The 18,788-nt window shown below is 60.7% G+C and carries 17 protein-coding genes; 7 read left to right on the forward strand and 10 right to left on the reverse strand.

Going from position 1 to position 18,788, the window contains the following annotated elements:
* Window positions 1-11: 11 nt before the first annotated feature.
* Window positions 12-179, reverse strand: coding sequence for a rubredoxin (locus tag ACS4NR_RS21250; RefSeq protein ID WP_064589849.1), 168 nt, complete (start codon window positions 177-179; stop codon window positions 12-14).
* A 200-nt stretch (window positions 180-379) separates the two neighbouring features.
* Between ACS4NR_RS21250 and ACS4NR_RS21255 the strand changes: the two genes are divergently transcribed.
* A complete protein-coding gene (locus ACS4NR_RS21255; protein WP_115986372.1) occupies window positions 380-940 on the forward strand; it encodes a chorismate lyase in 561 nt (186 codons plus the stop codon).
* Window positions 940-1,830: a 4-hydroxybenzoate octaprenyltransferase gene (gene ubiA / locus ACS4NR_RS21260; RefSeq protein ID WP_253149792.1), complete on the forward strand. Its 891-nt coding sequence runs from the start codon at window positions 940-942 to the stop codon at window positions 1,828-1,830. The genes ACS4NR_RS21255 and ubiA overlap by 1 nt, the downstream gene beginning before the upstream one ends.
* Window positions 1,831-1,943: 113 nt before the next feature.
* Here the strand turns inward: ubiA and ACS4NR_RS21265 are convergent, their stop codons facing one another.
* The gene (locus tag ACS4NR_RS21265) at window positions 1,944-2,327 is read right to left on the reverse strand and encodes a COG4315 family predicted lipoprotein (RefSeq protein WP_456018257.1); all 384 of its coding nucleotides are present in this window, start codon (window positions 2,325-2,327) and stop codon (window positions 1,944-1,946) included.
* A gap of 151 nt (window positions 2,328-2,478) precedes the next feature.
* On the opposite strand from ACS4NR_RS21265, the gene phoB reads away from it, so the two are divergent.
* The 3 genes from phoB (at window position 2,479) to ACS4NR_RS21280 (ending at window position 5,980) form a co-directional block, all read left to right on the forward strand.
* The gene (phoB, locus tag ACS4NR_RS21270; RefSeq protein ID WP_003229608.1) at window positions 2,479-3,168 is read left to right on the forward strand and encodes a phosphate regulon transcriptional regulator PhoB; all 690 of its coding nucleotides are present in this window, start codon (window positions 2,479-2,481) and stop codon (window positions 3,166-3,168) included.
* Window positions 3,169-3,242: 74 nt separating this feature from the next.
* A complete protein-coding gene (gene phoR, locus ACS4NR_RS21275; protein ID WP_208101382.1) occupies window positions 3,243-4,529 on the forward strand; it encodes a phosphate regulon sensor histidine kinase PhoR in 1,287 nt (428 codons plus the stop codon).
* Window positions 4,530-4,639: 110 nt separating this feature from the next.
* A complete protein-coding gene (locus tag ACS4NR_RS21280; RefSeq protein WP_007962298.1) occupies window positions 4,640-5,980 on the forward strand; it encodes a hemolysin family protein in 1,341 nt (446 codons plus the stop codon).
* Window positions 5,981-6,149: 169 nt separating this feature from the next.
* Here ACS4NR_RS21280 and ACS4NR_RS21285 read toward each other — a convergent pair whose 3' ends face one another.
* From ACS4NR_RS21285 to ACS4NR_RS21320, 8 genes are all read right to left on the reverse strand, one after another.
* The gene (locus tag ACS4NR_RS21285; protein ID WP_456018258.1) at window positions 6,150-7,046 is read right to left on the reverse strand and encodes a peptidoglycan DD-metalloendopeptidase family protein; all 897 of its coding nucleotides are present in this window, start codon (window positions 7,044-7,046) and stop codon (window positions 6,150-6,152) included.
* A 208-nt stretch (window positions 7,047-7,254) separates the two neighbouring features.
* A complete protein-coding gene (locus ACS4NR_RS21290) occupies window positions 7,255-8,211 on the reverse strand; it encodes a response regulator (RefSeq protein WP_095137734.1) in 957 nt (318 codons plus the stop codon).
* Window positions 8,212-8,391: 180 nt separating this feature from the next.
* The gene (phoU, locus tag ACS4NR_RS21295; protein WP_003229617.1) at window positions 8,392-9,153 is read right to left on the reverse strand and encodes a phosphate signaling complex protein PhoU; all 762 of its coding nucleotides are present in this window, start codon (window positions 9,151-9,153) and stop codon (window positions 8,392-8,394) included.
* A 70-nt stretch (window positions 9,154-9,223) separates the two neighbouring features.
* A complete protein-coding gene (pstB, locus tag ACS4NR_RS21300) occupies window positions 9,224-10,057 on the reverse strand; it encodes a phosphate ABC transporter ATP-binding protein PstB (RefSeq protein ID WP_095137735.1) in 834 nt (277 codons plus the stop codon).
* A gap of 161 nt (window positions 10,058-10,218) precedes the next feature.
* Entirely contained in the window at window positions 10,219-11,889 is a 1,671-nt protein-coding gene (gene pstA / locus ACS4NR_RS21305; protein ID WP_456018259.1) for a phosphate ABC transporter permease PstA, read from the reverse strand.
* A 16-nt stretch (window positions 11,890-11,905) separates the two neighbouring features.
* Window positions 11,906-13,939: an ABC transporter permease subunit gene (locus ACS4NR_RS21310; RefSeq protein ID WP_456020403.1), complete on the reverse strand. Its 2,034-nt coding sequence runs from the start codon at window positions 13,937-13,939 to the stop codon at window positions 11,906-11,908.
* 479 nt (window positions 13,940-14,418) lie between these two features.
* Window positions 14,419-15,417 carry a phosphate ABC transporter substrate-binding protein PstS gene (locus tag ACS4NR_RS21315; RefSeq protein ID WP_095137738.1) on the reverse strand — a complete coding sequence of 333 codons (999 nt, stop codon included), beginning with the start codon at window positions 15,415-15,417 and terminating at the stop codon, window positions 14,419-14,421.
* Window positions 15,418-15,651: 234 nt separating this feature from the next.
* Entirely contained in the window at window positions 15,652-16,950 is a 1,299-nt protein-coding gene (locus ACS4NR_RS21320) for an MFS transporter (protein WP_456018260.1), read from the reverse strand.
* A gap of 377 nt (window positions 16,951-17,327) precedes the next feature.
* Here ACS4NR_RS21320 and ACS4NR_RS21325 point away from each other — a divergent pair, with 377 nt between their 5' ends.
* Together ACS4NR_RS21325 and ACS4NR_RS21330 are read left to right on the forward strand one after the other, a co-directional pair.
* Complete coding sequence (locus ACS4NR_RS21325; RefSeq protein WP_003229628.1) at window positions 17,328-17,732, forward strand: acyl-CoA thioesterase; 405 nt, start codon at window positions 17,328-17,330, stop codon at window positions 17,730-17,732.
* A 58-nt stretch (window positions 17,733-17,790) separates the two neighbouring features.
* On the forward strand, window positions 17,791-18,690 hold the full coding sequence (locus tag ACS4NR_RS21330) for a D-hexose-6-phosphate mutarotase (RefSeq protein WP_456018261.1): 900 nt from the start codon (window positions 17,791-17,793) through the stop codon (window positions 18,688-18,690).
* Window positions 18,691-18,788: the final 98 nt, after the last annotated feature.

The raw sequence follows: 18,788 nt of genomic DNA on the forward strand, positions 1-18,788 counted from the left end.
CTTGTTTGTGCTTAGTTGATTTCGATCATTTCGAAGTCCATCTTGCCCACGCCGCAGTCCGGGCACAGCCAGTCTTCCGGCACGTCCTGCCAAGCGGTGCCTGGCGCGATGCCGTCGTCCGGCCAACCGTCGGCTTCGTTGTAGATCAGGCCGCAGACGATGCATTGCCACTTTTTCATTCAGGTACTTCCTCAGGATTCAGGCTTTTGTCGGCGCGGACGGTCGATGGTGGTTGCGCTGCCGTCCGGCTCAGGGCGTTTTGTACTGATGGTGCCGGGCAGATGCAAGCCTGTTCGGCGCAACGGCGACCCCGATCAATCAAATTCGCAGCACGCCATGTTAAGCTCGCCGCCTCATTTGCGGCCAATAATGACTCATTGTGCAACATTCAAATGCCTGCCCGGCCCCGCTCTGGCTGACTCAAAGCCGACTGACGCCCCTTCCCGATTCGTTGACCCTGAACTGGTTGTTCGACGAAGGCTCGCTGACCCGCCGCCTGACGCGGCTGTCGAATGACGGCTTCAGCGTCACGCCGCTGTTTGAAGGCTGGGACACCCTGCGCAGCGACGAATGCGCGGCGCTGGATCTGGCCGAAGGCAGCGAAGGCTGGGTGCGCGAGGTGTATCTGCGCGGTCATGGCGAGGCCTGGGTGTTTGCCCGTAGCGTGGCGTCGCGCGCCGCCCTGCAGGGCGATGGTCTGCACATGGACGAACTGGGCAGCCGCTCGCTGGGCGAACTGCTGTTTTGCGACCAGGCCTTCCAGCGTCGCGCCCTCGAAGTTTGTCACTACCCTGAACAATGGTTGCCGCCAGACGTGAAAGCGCCCGAGCTGTGGGGCCGACGTTCGCGTTTCGACCGTGGCGCACTGAGCGTATTGGTCGCGGAAATCTTCCTGCCAAGCCTGTGGATTGCCGCCCGCGCCCATCCGGAGATCTGCTGATGTACCAGAGCCTGCTCAAGTCCCTGAACCGCTTGAACCCACGCGCCTGGGATTTCATTCAGCTCACGCGCATGGACAAGCCGATCGGCATTTACTTGCTGCTGTGGCCGACGCTGTGGGCGTTGTGGATTGCCGGTAAGGGCTCGCCTTCGCTGGCCAATATCGTGATTTTTGTCCTCGGCGTGGTACTGACCCGTGCCGGTGGCTGCGTGATCAACGACTGGGCCGACCGCAAGGTCGACGGCCACGTCAAACGCACCGCGCAACGACCGCTGGCCAGCGGCAAGATCAGTTCGAAAGAGGCGCTGGTGTTCTTCGCGCTGCTGATGGGTGTGAGTTTCCTGCTGGTGCTGTGCACCAATGCGCCGACCATCTGGTTGTCGCTGGGTGGTCTGGCACTGGCGTTCACCTACCCGTTCATGAAGCGTTACACCTATTACCCGCAAGTGGTGCTCGGCGCAGCGTTCTCATGGGGCATGCCGATGGCGTTCACCGCTGAAACCGGTGAACTGCCCGCCGCCGCGTGGCTGCTGTGGATCGCCAACCTGCTGTGGACGGTGGGTTATGACACCTATTACGCGATGACCGATCGTGACGACGACTTGAAGATCGGCGTGAAATCCACGGCGATTCTGTTTGGCGAGGCGGATCGGGTGATCATCCTGACGTTGCAGGCGCTGTCATTGGGCTGCCTGTTGCTGGCCGGGTCGAAGTTCGAGCTGGGCGTGTGGTTCCATCTCGGCCTGCTGGTGGCCGCTGGATGCTACGCGTGGGAATTCTGGTACACCCGTGATCGCGACCGCATGCGTTGCTTCAAGGCGTTTCTGCACAACCACTGGGCGGGGTTGGCGATTTTTGTCGGGATAGTGCTGGATTATGCAATGCGCTGAAGATTAGAACCTGTGGGAGCGGGCTTGCTCGCGAAAGCGGTGTGCCAGTTGGTCTCTTCGTCAACTGACACACCGCTTTCGCGAGCAAGCCCGCTCCCACAGGGGATTTGTGCTTACTTGGCCTTGGCGACTTTCCAGGCACCGTCCATTTTGCCGTCACCGGTCATGTCACCGGCCTTCTTGTCCATCACGAAGGTGTACAGCGGCATGCCTTGGTAGGCCCATTGCATCGTGCCGTCGTCGCGTTTGATGACAGTCCAGTCACCCACCGACTTGTCACCCGCGGTCGCCATCAACGGCGGCCAGTTCGTTGCGCATTTGTCGTTGCACATCGACTTGCCGCCCGAGTCCTTGGCGAAGGTATACAGGGTCATGCCCTTGTGGTCGGTGTACATGCCGTCCTTCTCCATCGCAGGATCAGCAGCCAGCGCAAAGCCAGGCAGAGTCAGGGCCGCAGCCATCAGCAGTGCTTTCAAAGAAGCAGTCATTTGAGTCATGGAAACCTTCTTTTGTGGTTGTCAGGATTCGGACTTAGAGCTTAGTCCAGGATCAGGCCAACCGCCGGGCGACTAAAATACTGTCACACGACTGCAATAATTCCGTTATCTAATGCGGCGCAAGACAGTTAAATGACAAGAGGATTAAGGCATGGTTGGCAGGAGCATTCTGATCGTCGACGACGAAGCGCCCATTCGCGAAATGATCGCCGTTGCGTTGGAAATGGCCGGCTATGACTGCCTCGAGGCGGAGAACTCGCAGCAGGCACACGCCATCATTGTTGACCGCAAACCGGACCTGATCCTGCTTGACTGGATGCTGCCAGGCACCTCCGGCATTGAACTGGCACGCCGCCTCAAACGTGATGAGCTGACCGGGGACATCCCGATCATCATGCTCACCGCCAAGGGCGAAGAGGACAACAAGATCCAGGGTCTTGAAGTTGGCGCCGACGACTACATCACCAAACCGTTTTCCCCACGCGAACTGGTCGCACGCCTCAAAGCCGTGCTGCGCCGCGCCGGCCCGACCGATGGCGAAGCGCCGATCGAAGTCGGCGGCCTGTTGCTCGATCCGATCAGCCACCGCGTGACCATCGACGGCCGTCCGGCCGAAATGGGCCCGACCGAATACCGTCTGCTGCAGTTCTTCATGACCCACCAAGAGCGCGCCTACACTCGCGGGCAGTTGCTGGATCAGGTCTGGGGCGGCAACGTCTATGTTGAAGAGCGCACCGTCGACGTGCACATCCGCCGCCTGCGCAAGGCCCTCGGCGATGCCTACGAAAATCTGGTACAAACCGTGCGCGGCACCGGCTACCGGTTTTCCACCAAGGCCTGATCCGACCGCCAGACTCGCTGACAAGGACCGTATTTTCCGTGAATCAAAACTGGCATGGCACCCTGATTCGCCACATGCTGTTGCTGGTCACAGCGTGTCTGGTGATTGGCCTGATCACCGGCTACTACGGCTGGAGCCTCGCTGCCGGCCTGGGTATTTACCTGGCCTGGACGCTCAAGCAACTGCTGCGTCTGCACGAATGGCTGCGCCTGCACCAACCCGATGAAGCACCGCCCGACGGCTATGGCCTGTGGGGCGAGGTGTTCGACAGCATCTACCACCTGCAACGCCGCGACCAACGGGTACGCGGACGTCTGCAAGCGGTGATCGACCGGGTGCAGGAGTCCACCGCTGCGCTGAAAGACGCGGTGATCATGCTCGACAGCGACGGCAACCTGGAATGGTGGAACCGCGCCGCCGAAACCCTGCTCGGCCTCAAGACCCCGCAGGACAGCGGCCAACCAGTGACCAACCTGGTACGCCATCCGCGCTTCAAGGAGTACTTCGAGCAGGACAGCTACGCCGAACCGCTGGAAATCCCCTCGCCGACCAATGATCGGGTGCGCATTCAGCTGTATCTGACCCGCTACGGCAACAACGAGCACTTGATGCTGGTGCGCGACGTCACGCGCATCCATCAACTGGAACAGATGCGCAAAGACTTCATCGCCAACGTCTCCCACGAACTGCGCACGCCGCTGACGGTGATCTGCGGCTACCTGGAAACCCTGCTCGACAACGTCGAGGAGGTGAACCCGCGCTGGAGCCGCGCGCTGCAGCAGATGCAGCAACAGGGCGGGCGCATGCAGACGCTGCTCAATGACCTGCTGCTGCTGGCGAAGCTGGAAGCCACCGACTACCCGTCAGATAACCAGCCGGTGCAGATCGATACCCTGCTGCAATCGATCAAGAGCGACGCCCAGCAGTTGTCCGGGCAGAAAAACCAGAAAATCACCCTCGAAGCCGACGGCAAGATCCTGCTCAAGGGCAGCGAGGCGGAGCTGCGCAGTGCCTTCTCCAACCTGGTGTTCAACGCGGTGAAATACACCCCGGCCGAAGGCAACATCCGCATTCGCTGGTGGGGCGACGAGCAAGGCGCGCACCTGAGCGTGCAGGATTCCGGGATCGGCATCGACAGCAAGCACCTGCCGCGCCTGACCGAACGCTTCTACCGCGTCGACTCCAGCCGCAACTCCAACACCGGCGGCACCGGCCTGGGTCTGGCAATCGTCAAGCATGTGTTGCTGCGCCATCGCGCGCGCATGGAGATCAGCAGCGTGCCCGGTCACGGCAGCACATTCACCTGTCATTTCGCTCCGGCGCAAGTGGCCAGCGCACGGGCGATCAGCACCGCTGAGTAATGTCGCACTAGGCAATCGCCAGGTCAGCCGCTACATTGGCTGACTTGTGCCTGCCCTTCAGGCGCGACTTTTCTCTCTTTTGAATCACACGGAACCCGCAAAACTCCATCATGGACCCTTCCCCTGGCTTGTCCCTCGCTACGATTTTCGCCGATTTCGGCATGATTCTTTTCGCTCTGATCCTGGTTTTGCTCAACGGCTTCTTCGTTGCGGCGGAATTCGCCATGGTCAAACTGCGCTCGACCCGGGTCGAGGCCATCGCCGACAAGAACGGCTGGCGCGGGCATATTCTGCGCACCGTACACAGTCAGCTCGATGCGTACCTCTCGGCGTGTCAGCTCGGTATCACCCTTGCCTCCCTCGGTCTGGGCTGGGTCGGTGAGCCGGCGTTCGCGCACCTTCTCGAGCCGCTGCTGAGCGCGGTCGGCGTGCAGTCGCCGGAAGTGGTCAAAGGCATTTCGTTCTTTACCGCGTTCTTCATCATTTCCTACCTGCACATTGTGGTTGGCGAGCTGGCGCCCAAGTCGTGGGCGATCCGCAAACCCGAGCTGCTGTCGCTGTGGACGGCGGTGCCGCTGTACCTGTTCTACTGGGCGATGTACCCGGCGATCTACCTGCTCAACGCCAGCGCCAACGCGATTCTGCGGATCGCCGGCCAAGGCGAGCCCGGCCCGCACCACGAACACCATTACAGCCGCGAAGAACTGAAACTGATCCTGCACTCCAGCCGTGGTCAGGACCCGAGCGACCAAGGCATGCGCGTGCTGGCCTCGGCAGTGGAGATGGGCGAACTGGAAGTGGTCGACTGGGCCAACTCCCGCGAAGACCTGATCACCCTCGAATTCAACGCACCGCTGAAAGAAATCCTGGCGATGTTTCGTCGCCACAAGTTCAGCCGTTACCCGGTGTACGACAGCGAGCGCCAGGAGTTCGTCGGCCTGCTGCACATCAAGGACCTGCTGCTGGAGCTGGCGGCACTGGACCACATTCCCGAGTCGTTCAACCTGGCTGAGCTGACCCGCCCGCTGGAGCGCGTATCGCGGCACATGCCGCTGTCGCAGCTGCTGGAGCAGTTCCGCAAAGGCGGCTCGCACTTCGCCGTGGTTGAAGAGGCCGACGGCAATATCATCGGCTACCTGACCATGGAAGACGTGCTGGAAGTGCTGGTCGGCGACATCCAGGACGAACACCGCAAGGCCGAGCGCGGGATCCTCGCGTATCAGCCGGGCAAGCTGCTGGTGCGTGGTGATACGCCGCTGTTCAAGGTTGAACGCCTGCTCGGCATCGACCTGGATCACATCGAAGCCGAAACCCTCGCCGGCCTAGTCTACGAGACCCTGAAACGGGTACCGGAGGAGGAAGAGGTGCTGGAAGTCGAAGGCCTGCGGATCATCATCAAGAAGATGAAAGGGCCGAAGATTGTGCTGGCGAAGGTGTTGATGCTGGATTGATCGCGATTGCAGGACGGCTTTTGTGGCGAGGGAGCTTGCTCCCGCTCGGCTGCGCAGCAGTCGCAGAGCCGTGTGCAGGTTGTATCTGATCGAACGCGGTTTCAGGGTTTGGGCCGCTTCGCAGCCCAGCGGGAGCAAGCTCCCTCGCCACAGTTGAGTTCCACTGGATTTATTGCTTGCCCAACGCAAAGTTGGGCAACGCCCCCAGCGGCTGGTTGAACTGATACGGAATCGACACCAGCCCCTGCCCCGTATTGCGCTGCACCACAAAGTGCAGGTGCGGGCCGCTGCTGTTGCCGGTATTGCCCGACAGCGCCAGCGGGCTGCCGACCTTCACCCGCTGCCCCTCGCGCACGCTCACCGAACCTTGCTTGAGGTGCAGATACACGCCCATCGTGCCGTCGTCATGCAGCACCCGGACGAAGTTGCCGGACGCATCATTGCCGCGCCCGCTCTGTGAGTTTTCGGTTTTCACCACGACCCCGGCCCGTGCGGCAATGATCGGCGTGCCGACCGGCATGGCGATGTCCATCGCATACCGATTCTTCGGCCCATAGTGGCTGTACTGCCCGTTTGCGCCCTGACTCAGACGGAACGGCCCGCCCCGCCAGGGTAGCGGATAGCGATAGCTCTGCGCGGCGCCAGCGGGATCACCCAGCGAATACTGGAATTGCGGTGAATACACCAGCGGCTGACCACGGTTGATCGCCGTCAGCAGCGCCAACCGCGTATTGCTGCGCGCCGGCAGCACCCGACGAATCGTCTGCGCCGGAGCACCACGCACATTGCTCAGGCCGGTAAACGCCAGCGCAATCTCCACCGGCGCATACAGATCGTTGCGTACGAACACCACGTCGGTGCCCTTCTGCTTCTTGATATCGAGATACACCTGGCGCTCAAGGTGCTCGACCATGCGGTCCTGAAACACGAACACCTGTGAGCCTTTGCTCGGCCGGTCGCTGTACGAGACCACGCCGTTGGCATCGGTGGATTTGTAGATGGTCATGGCCACAGTCGAGGTGGAGGCCAGGAAAAGACCACAGAAAAACAGCAGGCGCGCGAGCATGGGCAAAAGTCTGTCGAAGGAAGGCCTGGAAATGAGCCTAGCAGGTGAAGCAGACCAGGCTAGTCGACAGATGTTTCAAATTGGGCGGTCTGGGAAATCGATGTCGTAAGTGATGGCCCCTTCGCGAGCAAGCCCGCTCCCACCTTTGAAATGCGTTTCAAGGTGGGAGCGGGCTTGCTCGCGAAAGCGGTGTATCAGGCGACGAGGATCAGGCGCCCGGAACGAAGTGCTTCTGCGCCGTGCCGCGGGCGATCAGGCGGGAGATGTAGTCGAGCTTCTGCGCGTCCTGGTCGACGAAACGGAAAGTCAGTTGCAGCCAGTCGCTGTCGGCTTTCTGCTCGTGGGCAACGATGGCGTGCAGGTAGCCGTTGAGGCGGGCGATTTCGGCGTTATCGCCCTGCTCCAGGTCAAGCACGGCGCTGTCGAGGATCTGCGGCAGGGTGTCGGTGCGTTTCACCACCAACAGCGCTTCCTTGATGCTCAGGGCCTTGATCACGCATTGCTGGGTGCCGCTCGGCAGGCGCAACTGACCCTGACCACGGCCACCGGCCGGTGCTTTCGAGGCAGCCGGGGCCTGGACCGGCGGGCTGTTGAGCAAACCACGCGACGGCGCAGCAGCAGGCGCCGGAGCAGCAGCGGCTGGCTTGGCGAACGGATTGACCGCAGCGGCTGCCGGCGCGCCACCGACCACGGCAGGCTTGCCGCCGGTCAATGCGCTCAGGGAATCGTTGCCGAACGCCGAATTCATCTTGGTCGGTGCGCTGTTCATCAAGGTGTCGAGCTTGCCAACCTTGTTCAGCGCCTGTTTGACCTTGGTCAGCAGTTGCTCGTTGGTGAACGGCTTGCTGACGTAGCCGGAAACGCCGGCCTGAATCGCCTGCACCACGTTTTCCTTGTCGCCACGGCTGGTGACCATGACGAACGGCATGGTCTTGAGATTGTCCTGCTCGCGGCACCAGGTCAGCAGTTCGAGGCCGGACATTTCCGGCATTTCCCAGTCGCACAGCACCAGGTCGAACGCTTCCCTGGCCAGCATGGCCTGAGCCTTTTTACCGTTGACGGCGTCCTCGGTGCGGATCCCCGGGAAGTAATTACGCAGGCACTTTTTCACCAGGTCGCGAATGAACGAAGCGTCGTCCACGACCAACACACTGATCTTGCTCATCCAACACCCCTATAAAAATCCCGGCAAGCATACCGCTTTTACTGATGGCACATTGCCAACAATCTTCAGTCACGCCGGGACTTTTCGTTCGCGGGTGCTGCTTTTTAATTCGATTTCCTGATACAGGCGCCCTAAACAAAAACGCCCGGCCAAAGGGCCGGGCGCTTTTCTCAGGCAATCTTACTTATCGTCAGCATTGCCCGGAACATTAGCGGTTTCGCCGCTTGTGCCTTCAACTTCTTCTTTCATGCGTTTGAGGCCCAGGTGACGCACGTCGGTGCCGCGCACCAGGTAGATCACCAGTTCCGAGATGTTACGCGCGTGGTCGCCGATCCGCTCCAGCGAACGCAGCACCCAGATGATGCTCAGAACCCGCGAGATAGAGCGCGGGTCTTCCATCATGTAGGTCGCCAGCTCGCGCAGGGCGGTCTTGTATTCGCGGTCGATGACCTTGTCGTATTGCGCCACCGACAGGGCCAGATCGGCATCGAAGCGGGCAAACGCGTCCAGCGCATCGCGAACCATGTTGCGCACCTGATCGCCGATGTGACGGACCTCGACGTAACCACGCGGCGCTTCACCTTCTTCGCACAGCTGAATGGCGCGACGGGCGATCTTGGTCGCTTCGTCGCCGATGCGCTCCAGATCGATCACCGACTTGGAGATGCTGATGATCAGCCGCAGGTCGGACGCCGCCGGCTGACGACGGGCAAGAATGCGCAGGCATTCTTCGTCGATGTTGCGTTCCATCTGGTTGATCTGGTCGTCGATCTCGCGCACCTGCTGAGCCAGACCGGAATCGGCCTCGATCAGCGCGGTGACCGCGTCGTTGACCTGCTTCTCGACCAGCCCGCCCATGGCCAGGAGGTGGCTGCGCACTTCCTCAAGCTCGGCGTTGAACTGCGCGGAGATGTGGTGGGTAAGGCCTTCTTTACTAATCATGGTGGCGTCCTTGGAGCGTCCGGTAAGGTGCGGTGGGCCGCAGCGTCAATTCTGTGAATAACCGCAACTGTCAGCCATAACGACCGGTAATGTAGTCTTCGGTCTGCTTCTTCGCCGGATTGGTGAACAGGGTGTCGGTGTCGCCGAATTCCACCAGTTTGCCCATGTACATGAACGCCGTGTAGTCGGAAACCCGAGCTGCCTGCTGCATGTTGTGGGTCACGATGACAATGGTGAACTTGGACTTCAGCTCGTAGATCAGCTCTTCGACTTTCAGGGTCGAGATCGGGTCGAGGGCCGAGCACGGTTCGTCGAGCAGCAACACTTCCGGTTCAACGGCGATGGTGCGCGCGATCACCAGACGCTGCTGTTGACCACCGGACAGGCCGAGTGCCGAGTCGTGCAGACGGTCTTTGACTTCGTCCCACAGTGCCGCGCCTTTCAACGCCCACTCGACGGCTTCGTCGAGAATGCGCTTCTTGTTGATGCCCTGGATGCGCAGGCCGTAGACCACGTTTTCGTAGATGGTCTTGGGGAACGGGTTGGGCTTCTGGAACACCATGCCGACGCGGCGACGCAGTTCGGCGACGTCTTCGCCTTTGCGATAGATGTTGTTGCCATACAGGTTGATCGCACCTTCGACACGGCAGCCGTCAACCAGGTCGTTCATGCGGTTGAACGTACGCAGCAGCGTAGACTTGCCGCAGCCGGACGGGCCGATGAAGGCGGTCACGCGCTGTTTCGGGATGTTCAGGCTGACGTCGTACAGCGCTTGTTTATCGCCGTAGAACAGGTTCAGGCCCGGGACCTCAATGGCCACGGTTTCCTGTTCAAGATTCAGGCTCTGCTTGTCGCGGCCCAAGGCAGACATATTGATGCCGTGGGTATGGGTTTCGTGCTGCATGGGAGGCTCCCTGTGCTGACAAATTCGGTTCGGTTAGCCGCTTGGTGCGGCTGTACTCAATCTAGGGTGGGAGCGGGCTTGCTCGCGAAGAGGTCGGCACATTCAACATCAATGTCGCCTGACCCACCGCCTTCGCGAGCAAGCCCGCTCCCACAGGAATATCAACTGTCCAAAGCTTTGTATTTTTCGCGCAGGTGGTTACGAATCCACACGGCCGACAGGTTCAATGTGGCGATCACCAGCACCAACAGCAGCGCCGTGGCGTACACCAGCGGGCGTGCCGCTTCGACGTTCGGGCTCTGGAAGCCGACGTCGTAGATGTGGAAGCCCAGGTGCATGATCTTCTGGTCCAGGTGCAGGTACGGGTAGTTGCCGTCCACCGGCAGCGACGGCGCCAGTTTCACCACACCTACCAGCATCAGCGGCGCCACTTCACCGGCGGCGCGGGCCACGGCGAGGATCATGCCGGTCATCATGGCCGGGCTGGCCATCGGGATCACGATCTTCCACAAGGTTTCAGCCTTGGTCGCGCCAAGGGCCAACGAGCCTTCGCGTATGGTGCGCGGGATACGCGCCAGACCTTCTTCAGTGGCCACGATCACCACCGGCACCGCCAGCAGCGCCAGGGTCAGCGATGCCCAGAGCAGACCCGGTGTACCGAAGGTTGGCGCCGGCAGTGCTTCGGGGAAGAACAAGCGGTCGACCGAACCACCCAACACGTACACAAAGAAGCCCAGACCAAACACGCCGTAAACGATCGCCGGAACGCCCGCCAGGTTGTTCACCGCGATACGGATGATCCGCGTCAGGGTGTTCTGCTTGGCGTATTCACGCAGGTACACCGCCGCCAGTACGCCGAACGGGGTGACGATCATCGCCATGATCAGGGTCATCATCACGGTGCCGAAAATCGCCGGGAAGATCCCGCCTTCGGTGTTGGCTTCACGCGGATCGTCGGAGAGGAACTCCCAGATCTTGCTGAAGTAGAAACCGATCTTGGTGAAGGTGCTCATGGCGTTCGGCTGGTAGGCGTGAACCACTTTACCCAGACCGATTTCGATCTCTTTGCCGTTGGCATCGCGAGCCGTCAGCGCATCGCGGTTGAACTGCGCATGCAGGTCGGCCAGACGTGCTTCGATGTCCTGATAACGGGCGTTCAGTTCGGCACGCTCGGACTCCATGTCCGCTTGCGCGGTGGCGTCGAGCTTGCCTTCCAGTTCCAGCTTGCGACCGTGCAGACGGATGCGCTCCAGCCCTGCGTTGATCGCGCCGATATCGACTTTTTCCAAGGTCTTGAGCTGCGCAGCGAGGCCGTTCACGCGGTCGATCCGCGCTTGCAGCTCAGGCCATGCGGCTTCGCCTTCGGCGATGACCTTGCCGTCCTGCTTGACGTTGACCAGGTAGCCGTAGAAGTTGCCCCACTCGCGACGCTCCAGCGCCATCAGCTCCGGCGGCGTCTTCTGGTTGGTCAGCCAATCGCCGACGATCCAGGTGAAGTCGTTGCCGTTCAGGTCACGGTTGCCGACCTTGATCAGCTCGCGGGTCATGAATTCCGGGCCTTGGTCCGGCACCGGCAGGCCAGCGCTTTTCAGGCGGGCACGGGGCACTTCTTCTTTCTGTACCACTTCGCCGACCACAAGGTGCTGGGCCTGGCCCGGCACGTCGTAGCTGGCGTGGATCAGGTCCGCCGGCCAGAAGTGACCCAGACCGCGCACGGCAATCACCGCCAGCAGGCCAATGGTCATGATGACCGCGATGGACACCGCGCCACCGCTGATCCAGACGCCCGGGGCGCCGCTCTTGAACCATCCTTTCAGGGAGTTCTGTTTCACAGACTTCTACCTTTGCTTAAAGCGACGAGTATTTCTTGCGCAGACGCTGACGAATCAGTTCTGCCAGGGTGTTCATGACGAAGGTGAACATCAGCAGCACCAGCGCCGAGAGGAACAGCACGCGGTAGTGGCTGCCGCCGACTTCCGACTCCGGCATTTCCACCGCGACGTTGGCAGCCAGGGTGCGCAGGCCTTCGAACAGGTTCATTTCCATGACCGGGGTGTTACCGGTGGCCATCAGCACGATCATGGTTTCGCCGACCGCACGGCCCATGCCGATCATCAGCGCCGAGAAAATCCCCGGGCTGGCGGTGAGGATCACCACACGCGTCATGGTCTGCCACGGCGTGGCACCGAGCGCCAGAGAACCGAGGGTCAGGCCACGCGGCACGCTGAACACGGCATCTTCGGCAATCGAGTAGATGTTCGGGATCACCGCAAAACCCATCGCCAGACCGACTACCAGAGCGTTGCGCTGGTCGTAGGTGATGCCCAGGTCGTGGGAGATCCACATGCGCATGTCACCGCCGAAGAACCAGTTCTCCATGAACGGACTCATGTACAGCGACAACCAGCCTACAAACAGAATCACCGGAATCAGCAGCGCACTTTCCCAGCCGTCCGGGACTTTCAGGCGGATCGACTCAGGCAGACGGCTGAAGGTGAAACCGGCAACCAGAATGCCGATCGGCAGCAGCATCAGCAGGCTGAAGATGCCCGGAAGATGACCTTCCACATAGGGGGCGAGGAACAGACCGGCGAAGAAACCGAGGATCACCGTCGGCATCGCTTCCATCAGTTCGATCACCGGCTTGACCTTGCGGCGCATGCCCGGAGCCATGAAATACGCGGTGTAGATCGCCGCAGCAACGGCCAACGGTGCAGCCAGCAGCATCGCGTAGAACGCCGCTTTCAGGGTGCCGAAGGTCAGTGGCGAGAGGCTCAGTTTCGGTTCGAAATCGGTATTGGCGGCGGTCGATTGCCAGACGTATTTAGGCTCGTCGTAGTTCTCGTACCAGACCTTGCTCCACAACGCGCTCCACGACACTTCCGGGTGCGGGTTGTCGAGCAGCAGCGGTTGCAGCTTGCCGCCGGCCTCGACGATCACCCGGTTGGCGCGCGGCGACAGACCGAACAGGCCCTGGCCTTCGGCTACCGGCTCGACCAGCAGGGTGCGGTGCGCGGTGCTGTGGAACACGCCGAGCTTGCCGCTGGCATCAAGGGCAACGAAGCCCTTGCGACGCTCTTCGGCGCTGATTTCAACGATCGGCGTGGTGCCCATCTGGAAGGTGCGGATCTGCTTGAGACGCAGCTCGCCGTCGGTATCACGAGCCATGAACCACTGAGCCAGACCACCCTTGGAATCACCGACGATCAGCGAGATACCCCCGACCAGTTGCGTGGTCGCGGTAACTTCGGCGTCGGCGTTTTCCAGCAGTTTGTAGCGACCGTTGAGGCTCTTGTCGCGCAGGCTGAACACATCGGCCTGGGCACGCCCGTTGACCACGTACAGCCATTGCTGGCGCGGGTCGACGAAGATGTTTTTCACCGGTTCAGTCATCTGCGGCAGCTCGATACGCTTCTGCTCGTTGGTGACTTCACCGGTCATCATGTTTTCTTCGCTGGTCAGCGCCAGCACATTGAGCTGCGAACCGGTCGAACCCACCAGCATCAGGGTCGAATCGGTCGCGTTGAGGCTGACGTGCTCCAGTGCCCCGCCGCCCTCGTTCACTGCGATCGGCGCTTCGCCGTACGGGTATTCGATAGCCGGGGTGATGGTTTTCTTGCCATCGGGGTAGCTGACTTTATAGGTGTGACGGAACACCAGCGCCTGGCCGTTGGACAGGCCTACCGCTACCAGTGGATGACCAGGCTGGTCTTCCCCGATGGAGGTTACGCTGGCGCCGGCAGGCAATGGCAGATCGACGCGCTTCAGTTCAGCGCCACTGTCGATGTCAAAGAACAACGCCTGGCCCTTGTCGGAAACGCGCATCGCCACCTGATTCTGCTCTTCGAGCGAAATCATCAGCGGCTTGCCGGCGTCCTGCATCCAGGCTGGGGTAATGGCATCTTTCGCGGTCAGGCTGGCACCCTGGAACAACGGTGCAACGACGTAGGCGAGGAAGAAGAAGATCAGGGTGATGGCTGCCAGCACCGCCAGACCGCCAACGAGGACGTACCAACGGGTGAAGCGATCCTTGAGCGCGCGAATGCGGCGCTTGCGTTGCAGCTCAGGCGTATTGAAATCAATGCGCTTGGGAGGATTAGTAGTCATTTGGGAATTGGCCAGATCATTCATGCGCTCACCCTAGCGATCCTGTATGACAGAAAGATGACAGTGCAGTGACGCAGCAAATCCACCGCCAGCGGGATACTGGAGGAGGATCGAAAATTCGAGGGTTGTGTGGGAGCGGGCTTGCTCGCGAAAGCGGTGATTCAGTCAATGAAGATGCTGAATCTGAAGGCCTCTTCGCGAGCAAGCCCGCTCCCACACCGGAGTCCGAAGGTGTTTATTTCGGACTCAATTTGTTACTTCTTTACGACTGCAGCGCCTTCTTGCAAGCCCAGATCAGCCAGTGCTTTGGCAGCGACTTTGGCTGGCAACGGGATGTAACCGTCCTTGACTACGACTTCCTGGCCCTGTTTGGACAGAACCAGTTTCACGAACTCGGCTTCCAGCGGGGCCAGAGGCTTGTTCGGGGCTTTGTTGACGTAAACGTAGAGGAAGCGCGACAGCGGGTACTTGCCGTTCAGGGCGTTTTCTTCGGTGTCTTCGATGAAGTCCGTACTGCCTTTCTTGGCCAGAGGCACAGTCTTCACGCTAGCGGTTTTGTAGCCGATGCCCGAGTAACCGATGCCGTTCAGCGAGGAGCTGATCGACTGCACGACCGAAGCCGAGCCTGGTTGTTCGTTGACGTTTGGCTTGTAGTCACCTTTGCACAGGGCTTCTTCTTTGAAGTAGCCGTAGGTGCCGGATACCGAGTTACGACCGAACAGCTGAACCGGCTTGTTGGCCAGGTCGCCGGTCACGCCCAGCTCACCCCAGGTTTTCACGTCGGCTTTGGCGCCGCACAGACGGGTCGACGAGAAGATCGCGTCAACCTGTTCCATGGTCAGGTGCTGAATCGGGTTGTCCTTGTGCACGAACACCGCCAGGGCATCCACGGCAACCGGGATAGCGGTTGGCTTGTAGCCGTACTTCTGCTCGAAGGCCGCCAGTTCGGTGTCCTTCATCTTACGGCTCATCGGGCCCAGGTTGGAGGTGCCTTCAGTCAGCGCAGGTGGCGCGGTGGCGGAGCCAGCGGCCTGAATCTGGATGTTTACGTTCGGGTATTCTTTCTTGTAGTTCTCAGCCCACAGGGTCATGAGGTTAGCCAGGGTATCGGAGCCGACGCTGGACAGGTTGCCCGACACACCAGTGGTTTTGGTGTAGCTCGGGATAGCAGGGTCAACAGCGGCAACCGCGTTGGCAGTCGCAACGCCAGCAGCGACAAAAGTCATTGCCGCCATCAAACGCTTCAGTTTCATGCCTTACTCCTAGCAGATAGGGTGTGTTAAGTCGGGGCCAAGTATCAGCAGGCCGTGTGAACACTCTATGGCTGAAATGTGACAATTGGATGAAAGGCCAGCATTGAGGTTTTACTGGATAATTCGTGGTGCGCCCATTCGCGAGCAAGCCCGCTCCCACAATTTGAAATGCATTCCAAATGTGGGAGCGGGCTTGCTCGCGAAGGGGCCGGTACTACTGGAGGAAATTCCGGATCAGCGCCCCTTCTTCCAGAGCCACGCCCCCACCAGAATCCCCATCGTGCACAGCACCGCCACATAGTAAGCCGGGCCCATCGCGCTTTCTTTCAGCAGAAGGCTGACCACCATCGGCGTCAGGCCACCGAAGATCGCGTACGCCACGTTGTACGAGAACGACAGCCCGCTGAAGCGCACCACCGGCGGGAACGCCTTGACCATCACGTATGGCACCGCACCGATGGTGCCGACCAGCAAGCCGGTCAGCGCATACAGCGGGAACAACCAGTTCGGGTGATCGGCGAGGCTGTGATAGAAGGTCCAGGAGCTGATCAGCAAGCCCAGGCAACCGAAGACAAACACCCGGCCGGCGCCGAAGCGGTCGGCCAGGGCGCCGGAGATGATGCAGCCAAAGCTCAGAAACACGATGGCCAGGCTGTTCGATTGCAGCGCCACCGTTGGCGAGAAGTGATAGACCGTCTGCAGCACGGTCGGGGTCATCAGAATCAACACGACGATCCCGGCGGACAGCAGCCAGGTCAGCAGCATCGAGATCGCAATCGCCCCGCGATGGTCACGCAGTACCGCACGCAGCGGCACTTCTTCGGCCAAGGCCTTGCGCAGTTGCAGCTCGGCGAACACCGGGGTTTCGTGCAGCCAGCGGCGCAGATACACCGAGAACAGACCGAACACGCCACCGAGCAGGAACGGAACTCGCCAGGCGTAATCCGCGACTTCCCCCGGCGTATAAATGCTGTTGATTGCCGTGGCGACCAGCGAGCCGAGCAGGATGCCGGCGGTCAACCCGCTGGTCAGCGTCCCGCAGGCGTAGCCGACGTGCTTTTGCGGTACGTGTTCGGAAACGAAGACCCACGCCCCCGGCACTTCCCCGCCAATCGCCGCGCCCTGGATCACTCGCATCAGCAACAGCAGGATCGGCGCCCACATACCGATCTGCGCGTAGGTCGGCAGCAGGCCCATGATCAGGGTCGGCACGGCCATCATGAAAATGCTCAGGGTGAACATTTTCTTGCGCCCCAGCAGGTCGCCAAAGTGCGCCATGACGATGCCGCCCAGCGGCCGCGCGAGGTAACCGGCGGCGAAAATGCCGAAAGTCTGCATCAGGCGCAGCCACTCGGGCATGTCGGCCGGGAAGAACAGCTTGCCGACCACGGTGGCGAAGAACACGAAGATGATGAAATCGTAAAACTCCAGCGCACCGCCCAGGGCCGATAGCGACAGAGTCTTGTAGTCATTGCGGGTCAGGGGGCGTGCAGGTTGCTCGGGCTGCGCGAGGCTCGAAGGCGCTGTGGTCATGGCAAGGGCTTCTCTTATAGGCGGATCTACCGCCACAACAACGCTGGCTGTGGCTTGGGCAGGTTCGGCACCATAGCAAATTGTTCGAAAAAGCACATAGAGGCGCGTATTTGCCGGTCAAAATCAGAACCCGATGGTCGTCGCGGAGTCTACCGACCGATATACTCGCAACCTTGCTCCGGTTTGTAGGGGGTTGCTGTGCGAAAACGTCGTTGGCCCGGCCTTTGAACGGGATCAGCCGGTTTCGCAGAGTTTCCCCTTTAGACGCCTATGGAAAACGTGACGAACGCAGTATGTTCGGTGCTGAATCGTTTTTCCTGAAGACGGCTACCACCAGCAATACCAACGAAGAGTCACGGGTCAGAGGCACCCCCGGCATGATAGAGCTCGAACAAGAAGATCCGATCCCGCAAGGCGACCTGGCCCTGCAAATTACCGCACTCCCCCGCGAAACCAACGGCTTTGGCGATATTTTCGGCGGCTGGCTGGTGGCGCAGATGGACCTGGCGGGTACCGCAATGGCCAGCCGCGTGGCCGGTGGCCGTGTGGCAACCGTGGCCATCGACCGCATGGCCTTTCTGGTGCCGGTCGCGGTGGGCGCGCAATTGTCCTTTTATACCCAGACCCTGGAAATCGGCCGCAGCTCGATCCAGATGATGGTCGAGGTGTGGAGCGACGATCCGCTGTCCAGCGAGTGGCGTAAAGTGACCGAGGCGGTGTTCGTCTTCGTCGCCATCGACGGCAGCGGTCGTACTCGCTCGGTGCCACCGCGCGCGCGTTAAACATCGCCGCGGTTTTGCGGTCGATAGTCGTCCCAAGTGTCTGATCGAGAGTTGCCCCATGAACACGCCCAACGTTGAAGCAGTGAAACTGGATGAACTGAACTGCTGGCGCATCCGCCACGGTCAGGCCGAAGTGCTGGTGGCCCAGCAAGGCGCGCACATCCTCAGTTACCAGATCGACGGCCAGCCGCCGATCATCTGGCTCAACGACAAGGCCGAGTTCAAGACCGGCAAGAGCATCCGCGCCGGTGTTCCGGTGTGCTGGCCGTGGTTCGGCAAGTTCGAACGCAACCCGCAGAGCGTGCAGGCCATGTACACCGGTGAGCAACCGGCACCCGCGCACGGTCTGGTGCGGGCGATGGATTGGGAGCTGGGCGGCATCGAATCAGAGGCCGATGGCGTCAAGGTGGAATTCAGGCTGCCCTACCCCGAAGGTGGCTTGCCAGGTTGGCCGCATCAGGTCGACCTGACCCTGACCCTGCATTTGTCCGAACAACTGAGCTTCAGCCTGACCAGCCATAACCGTGGCAGTGACACCGTCAGCCTGAGTCAGGCGCTACACACTTATTTCGCCGTCAGTGATGTGCGCAATGTGCACGTTGATGGCGTGGCCGGCTTGAAGTACATCGAGACGCTGGATGAGTGGAAAACCCACAGCCAGCAAGGTGAGTTGCATTTCGCTGGCGAAACCGACCGCATCTATCTCGATGCGCCGCCACAACTGAGTATCGTCGACCCGACCTGGGAACGACGCATCGTGCTGACCGCTACCGGTTCGCGCACGGCAGTGATCTGGAACCCGTGGATCGACCGCGCGGCAGCGCTGGCCGACATGGACAACGATGGCTGGCAGCGCATGCTGTGCATCGAGACGGCGAATGTGATGGACGACGTGGTGACTTTGGCGCCGGGCGCTAGCCACACCATGGGCGTTAGTGTCGCCAGCAAGCCGCTCTAACAAACACCGCAAAACAAACTGTGGGAGGGGGCTCGCTCCCGAAAGCGGTGTGTCAGATACATTAATTTGACTGACACACCGCTTTCGGGAGCAAGCCC

This window comes from Pseudomonas sp. JQ36, from assembly GCF_053851495.1.

What these genes read in the sequence shown, in the direction of transcription:
- ACS4NR_RS21250 (WP_064589849.1), bottom strand. Translation starts at nt 179, where the DNA reads ATGAAAAAGTGGCAATGCATCGTCTGCGGCCTGATCTACAACGAAGCC.
- ubiA (WP_253149792.1), top strand. Translation starts at nt 940, where the DNA reads ATGTACCAGAGCCTGCTCAAGTCCCTGAACCGCTTGAACCCACGCGCC.
- ACS4NR_RS21265 (WP_456018257.1), bottom strand. Translation starts at nt 2,327, where the DNA reads ATGACTCAAATGACTGCTTCTTTGAAAGCACTGCTGATGGCTGCGGCC.
- phoB (WP_003229608.1), top strand. Translation starts at nt 2,479, where the DNA reads ATGGTTGGCAGGAGCATTCTGATCGTCGACGACGAAGCGCCCATTCGC.
- phoR (WP_208101382.1), top strand. Translation starts at nt 3,243, where the DNA reads ATGCTGTTGCTGGTCACAGCGTGTCTGGTGATTGGCCTGATCACCGGC.
- ACS4NR_RS21280 (WP_007962298.1), top strand. Translation starts at nt 4,640, where the DNA reads ATGGACCCTTCCCCTGGCTTGTCCCTCGCTACGATTTTCGCCGATTTC.
- ACS4NR_RS21285 (WP_456018258.1), bottom strand. Translation starts at nt 7,046, where the DNA reads ATGCTCGCGCGCCTGCTGTTTTTCTGTGGTCTTTTCCTGGCCTCCACC.
- ACS4NR_RS21290 (WP_095137734.1), bottom strand. Translation starts at nt 8,211, where the DNA reads ATGAGCAAGATCAGTGTGTTGGTCGTGGACGACGCTTCGTTCATTCGC.
- phoU (WP_003229617.1), bottom strand. Translation starts at nt 9,153, where the DNA reads ATGATTAGTAAAGAAGGCCTTACCCACCACATCTCCGCGCAGTTCAAC.
- pstB (WP_095137735.1), bottom strand. Translation starts at nt 10,057, where the DNA reads ATGCAGCACGAAACCCATACCCACGGCATCAATATGTCTGCCTTGGGC.
- ACS4NR_RS21310 (WP_456020403.1), bottom strand. Translation starts at nt 13,939, where the DNA reads ATGCAGGACGCCGGCAAGCCGCTGATGATTTCGCTCGAAGAGCAGAAT.
- ACS4NR_RS21315 (WP_095137738.1), bottom strand. Translation starts at nt 15,417, where the DNA reads ATGAAACTGAAGCGTTTGATGGCGGCAATGACTTTTGTCGCTGCTGGC.
- ACS4NR_RS21320 (WP_456018260.1), bottom strand. Translation starts at nt 16,950, where the DNA reads ATGACCACAGCGCCTTCGAGCCTCGCGCAGCCCGAGCAACCTGCACGC.
- ACS4NR_RS21325 (WP_003229628.1), top strand. Translation starts at nt 17,328, where the DNA reads ATGATAGAGCTCGAACAAGAAGATCCGATCCCGCAAGGCGACCTGGCC.
- ACS4NR_RS21330 (WP_456018261.1), top strand. Translation starts at nt 17,791, where the DNA reads ATGAACACGCCCAACGTTGAAGCAGTGAAACTGGATGAACTGAACTGC.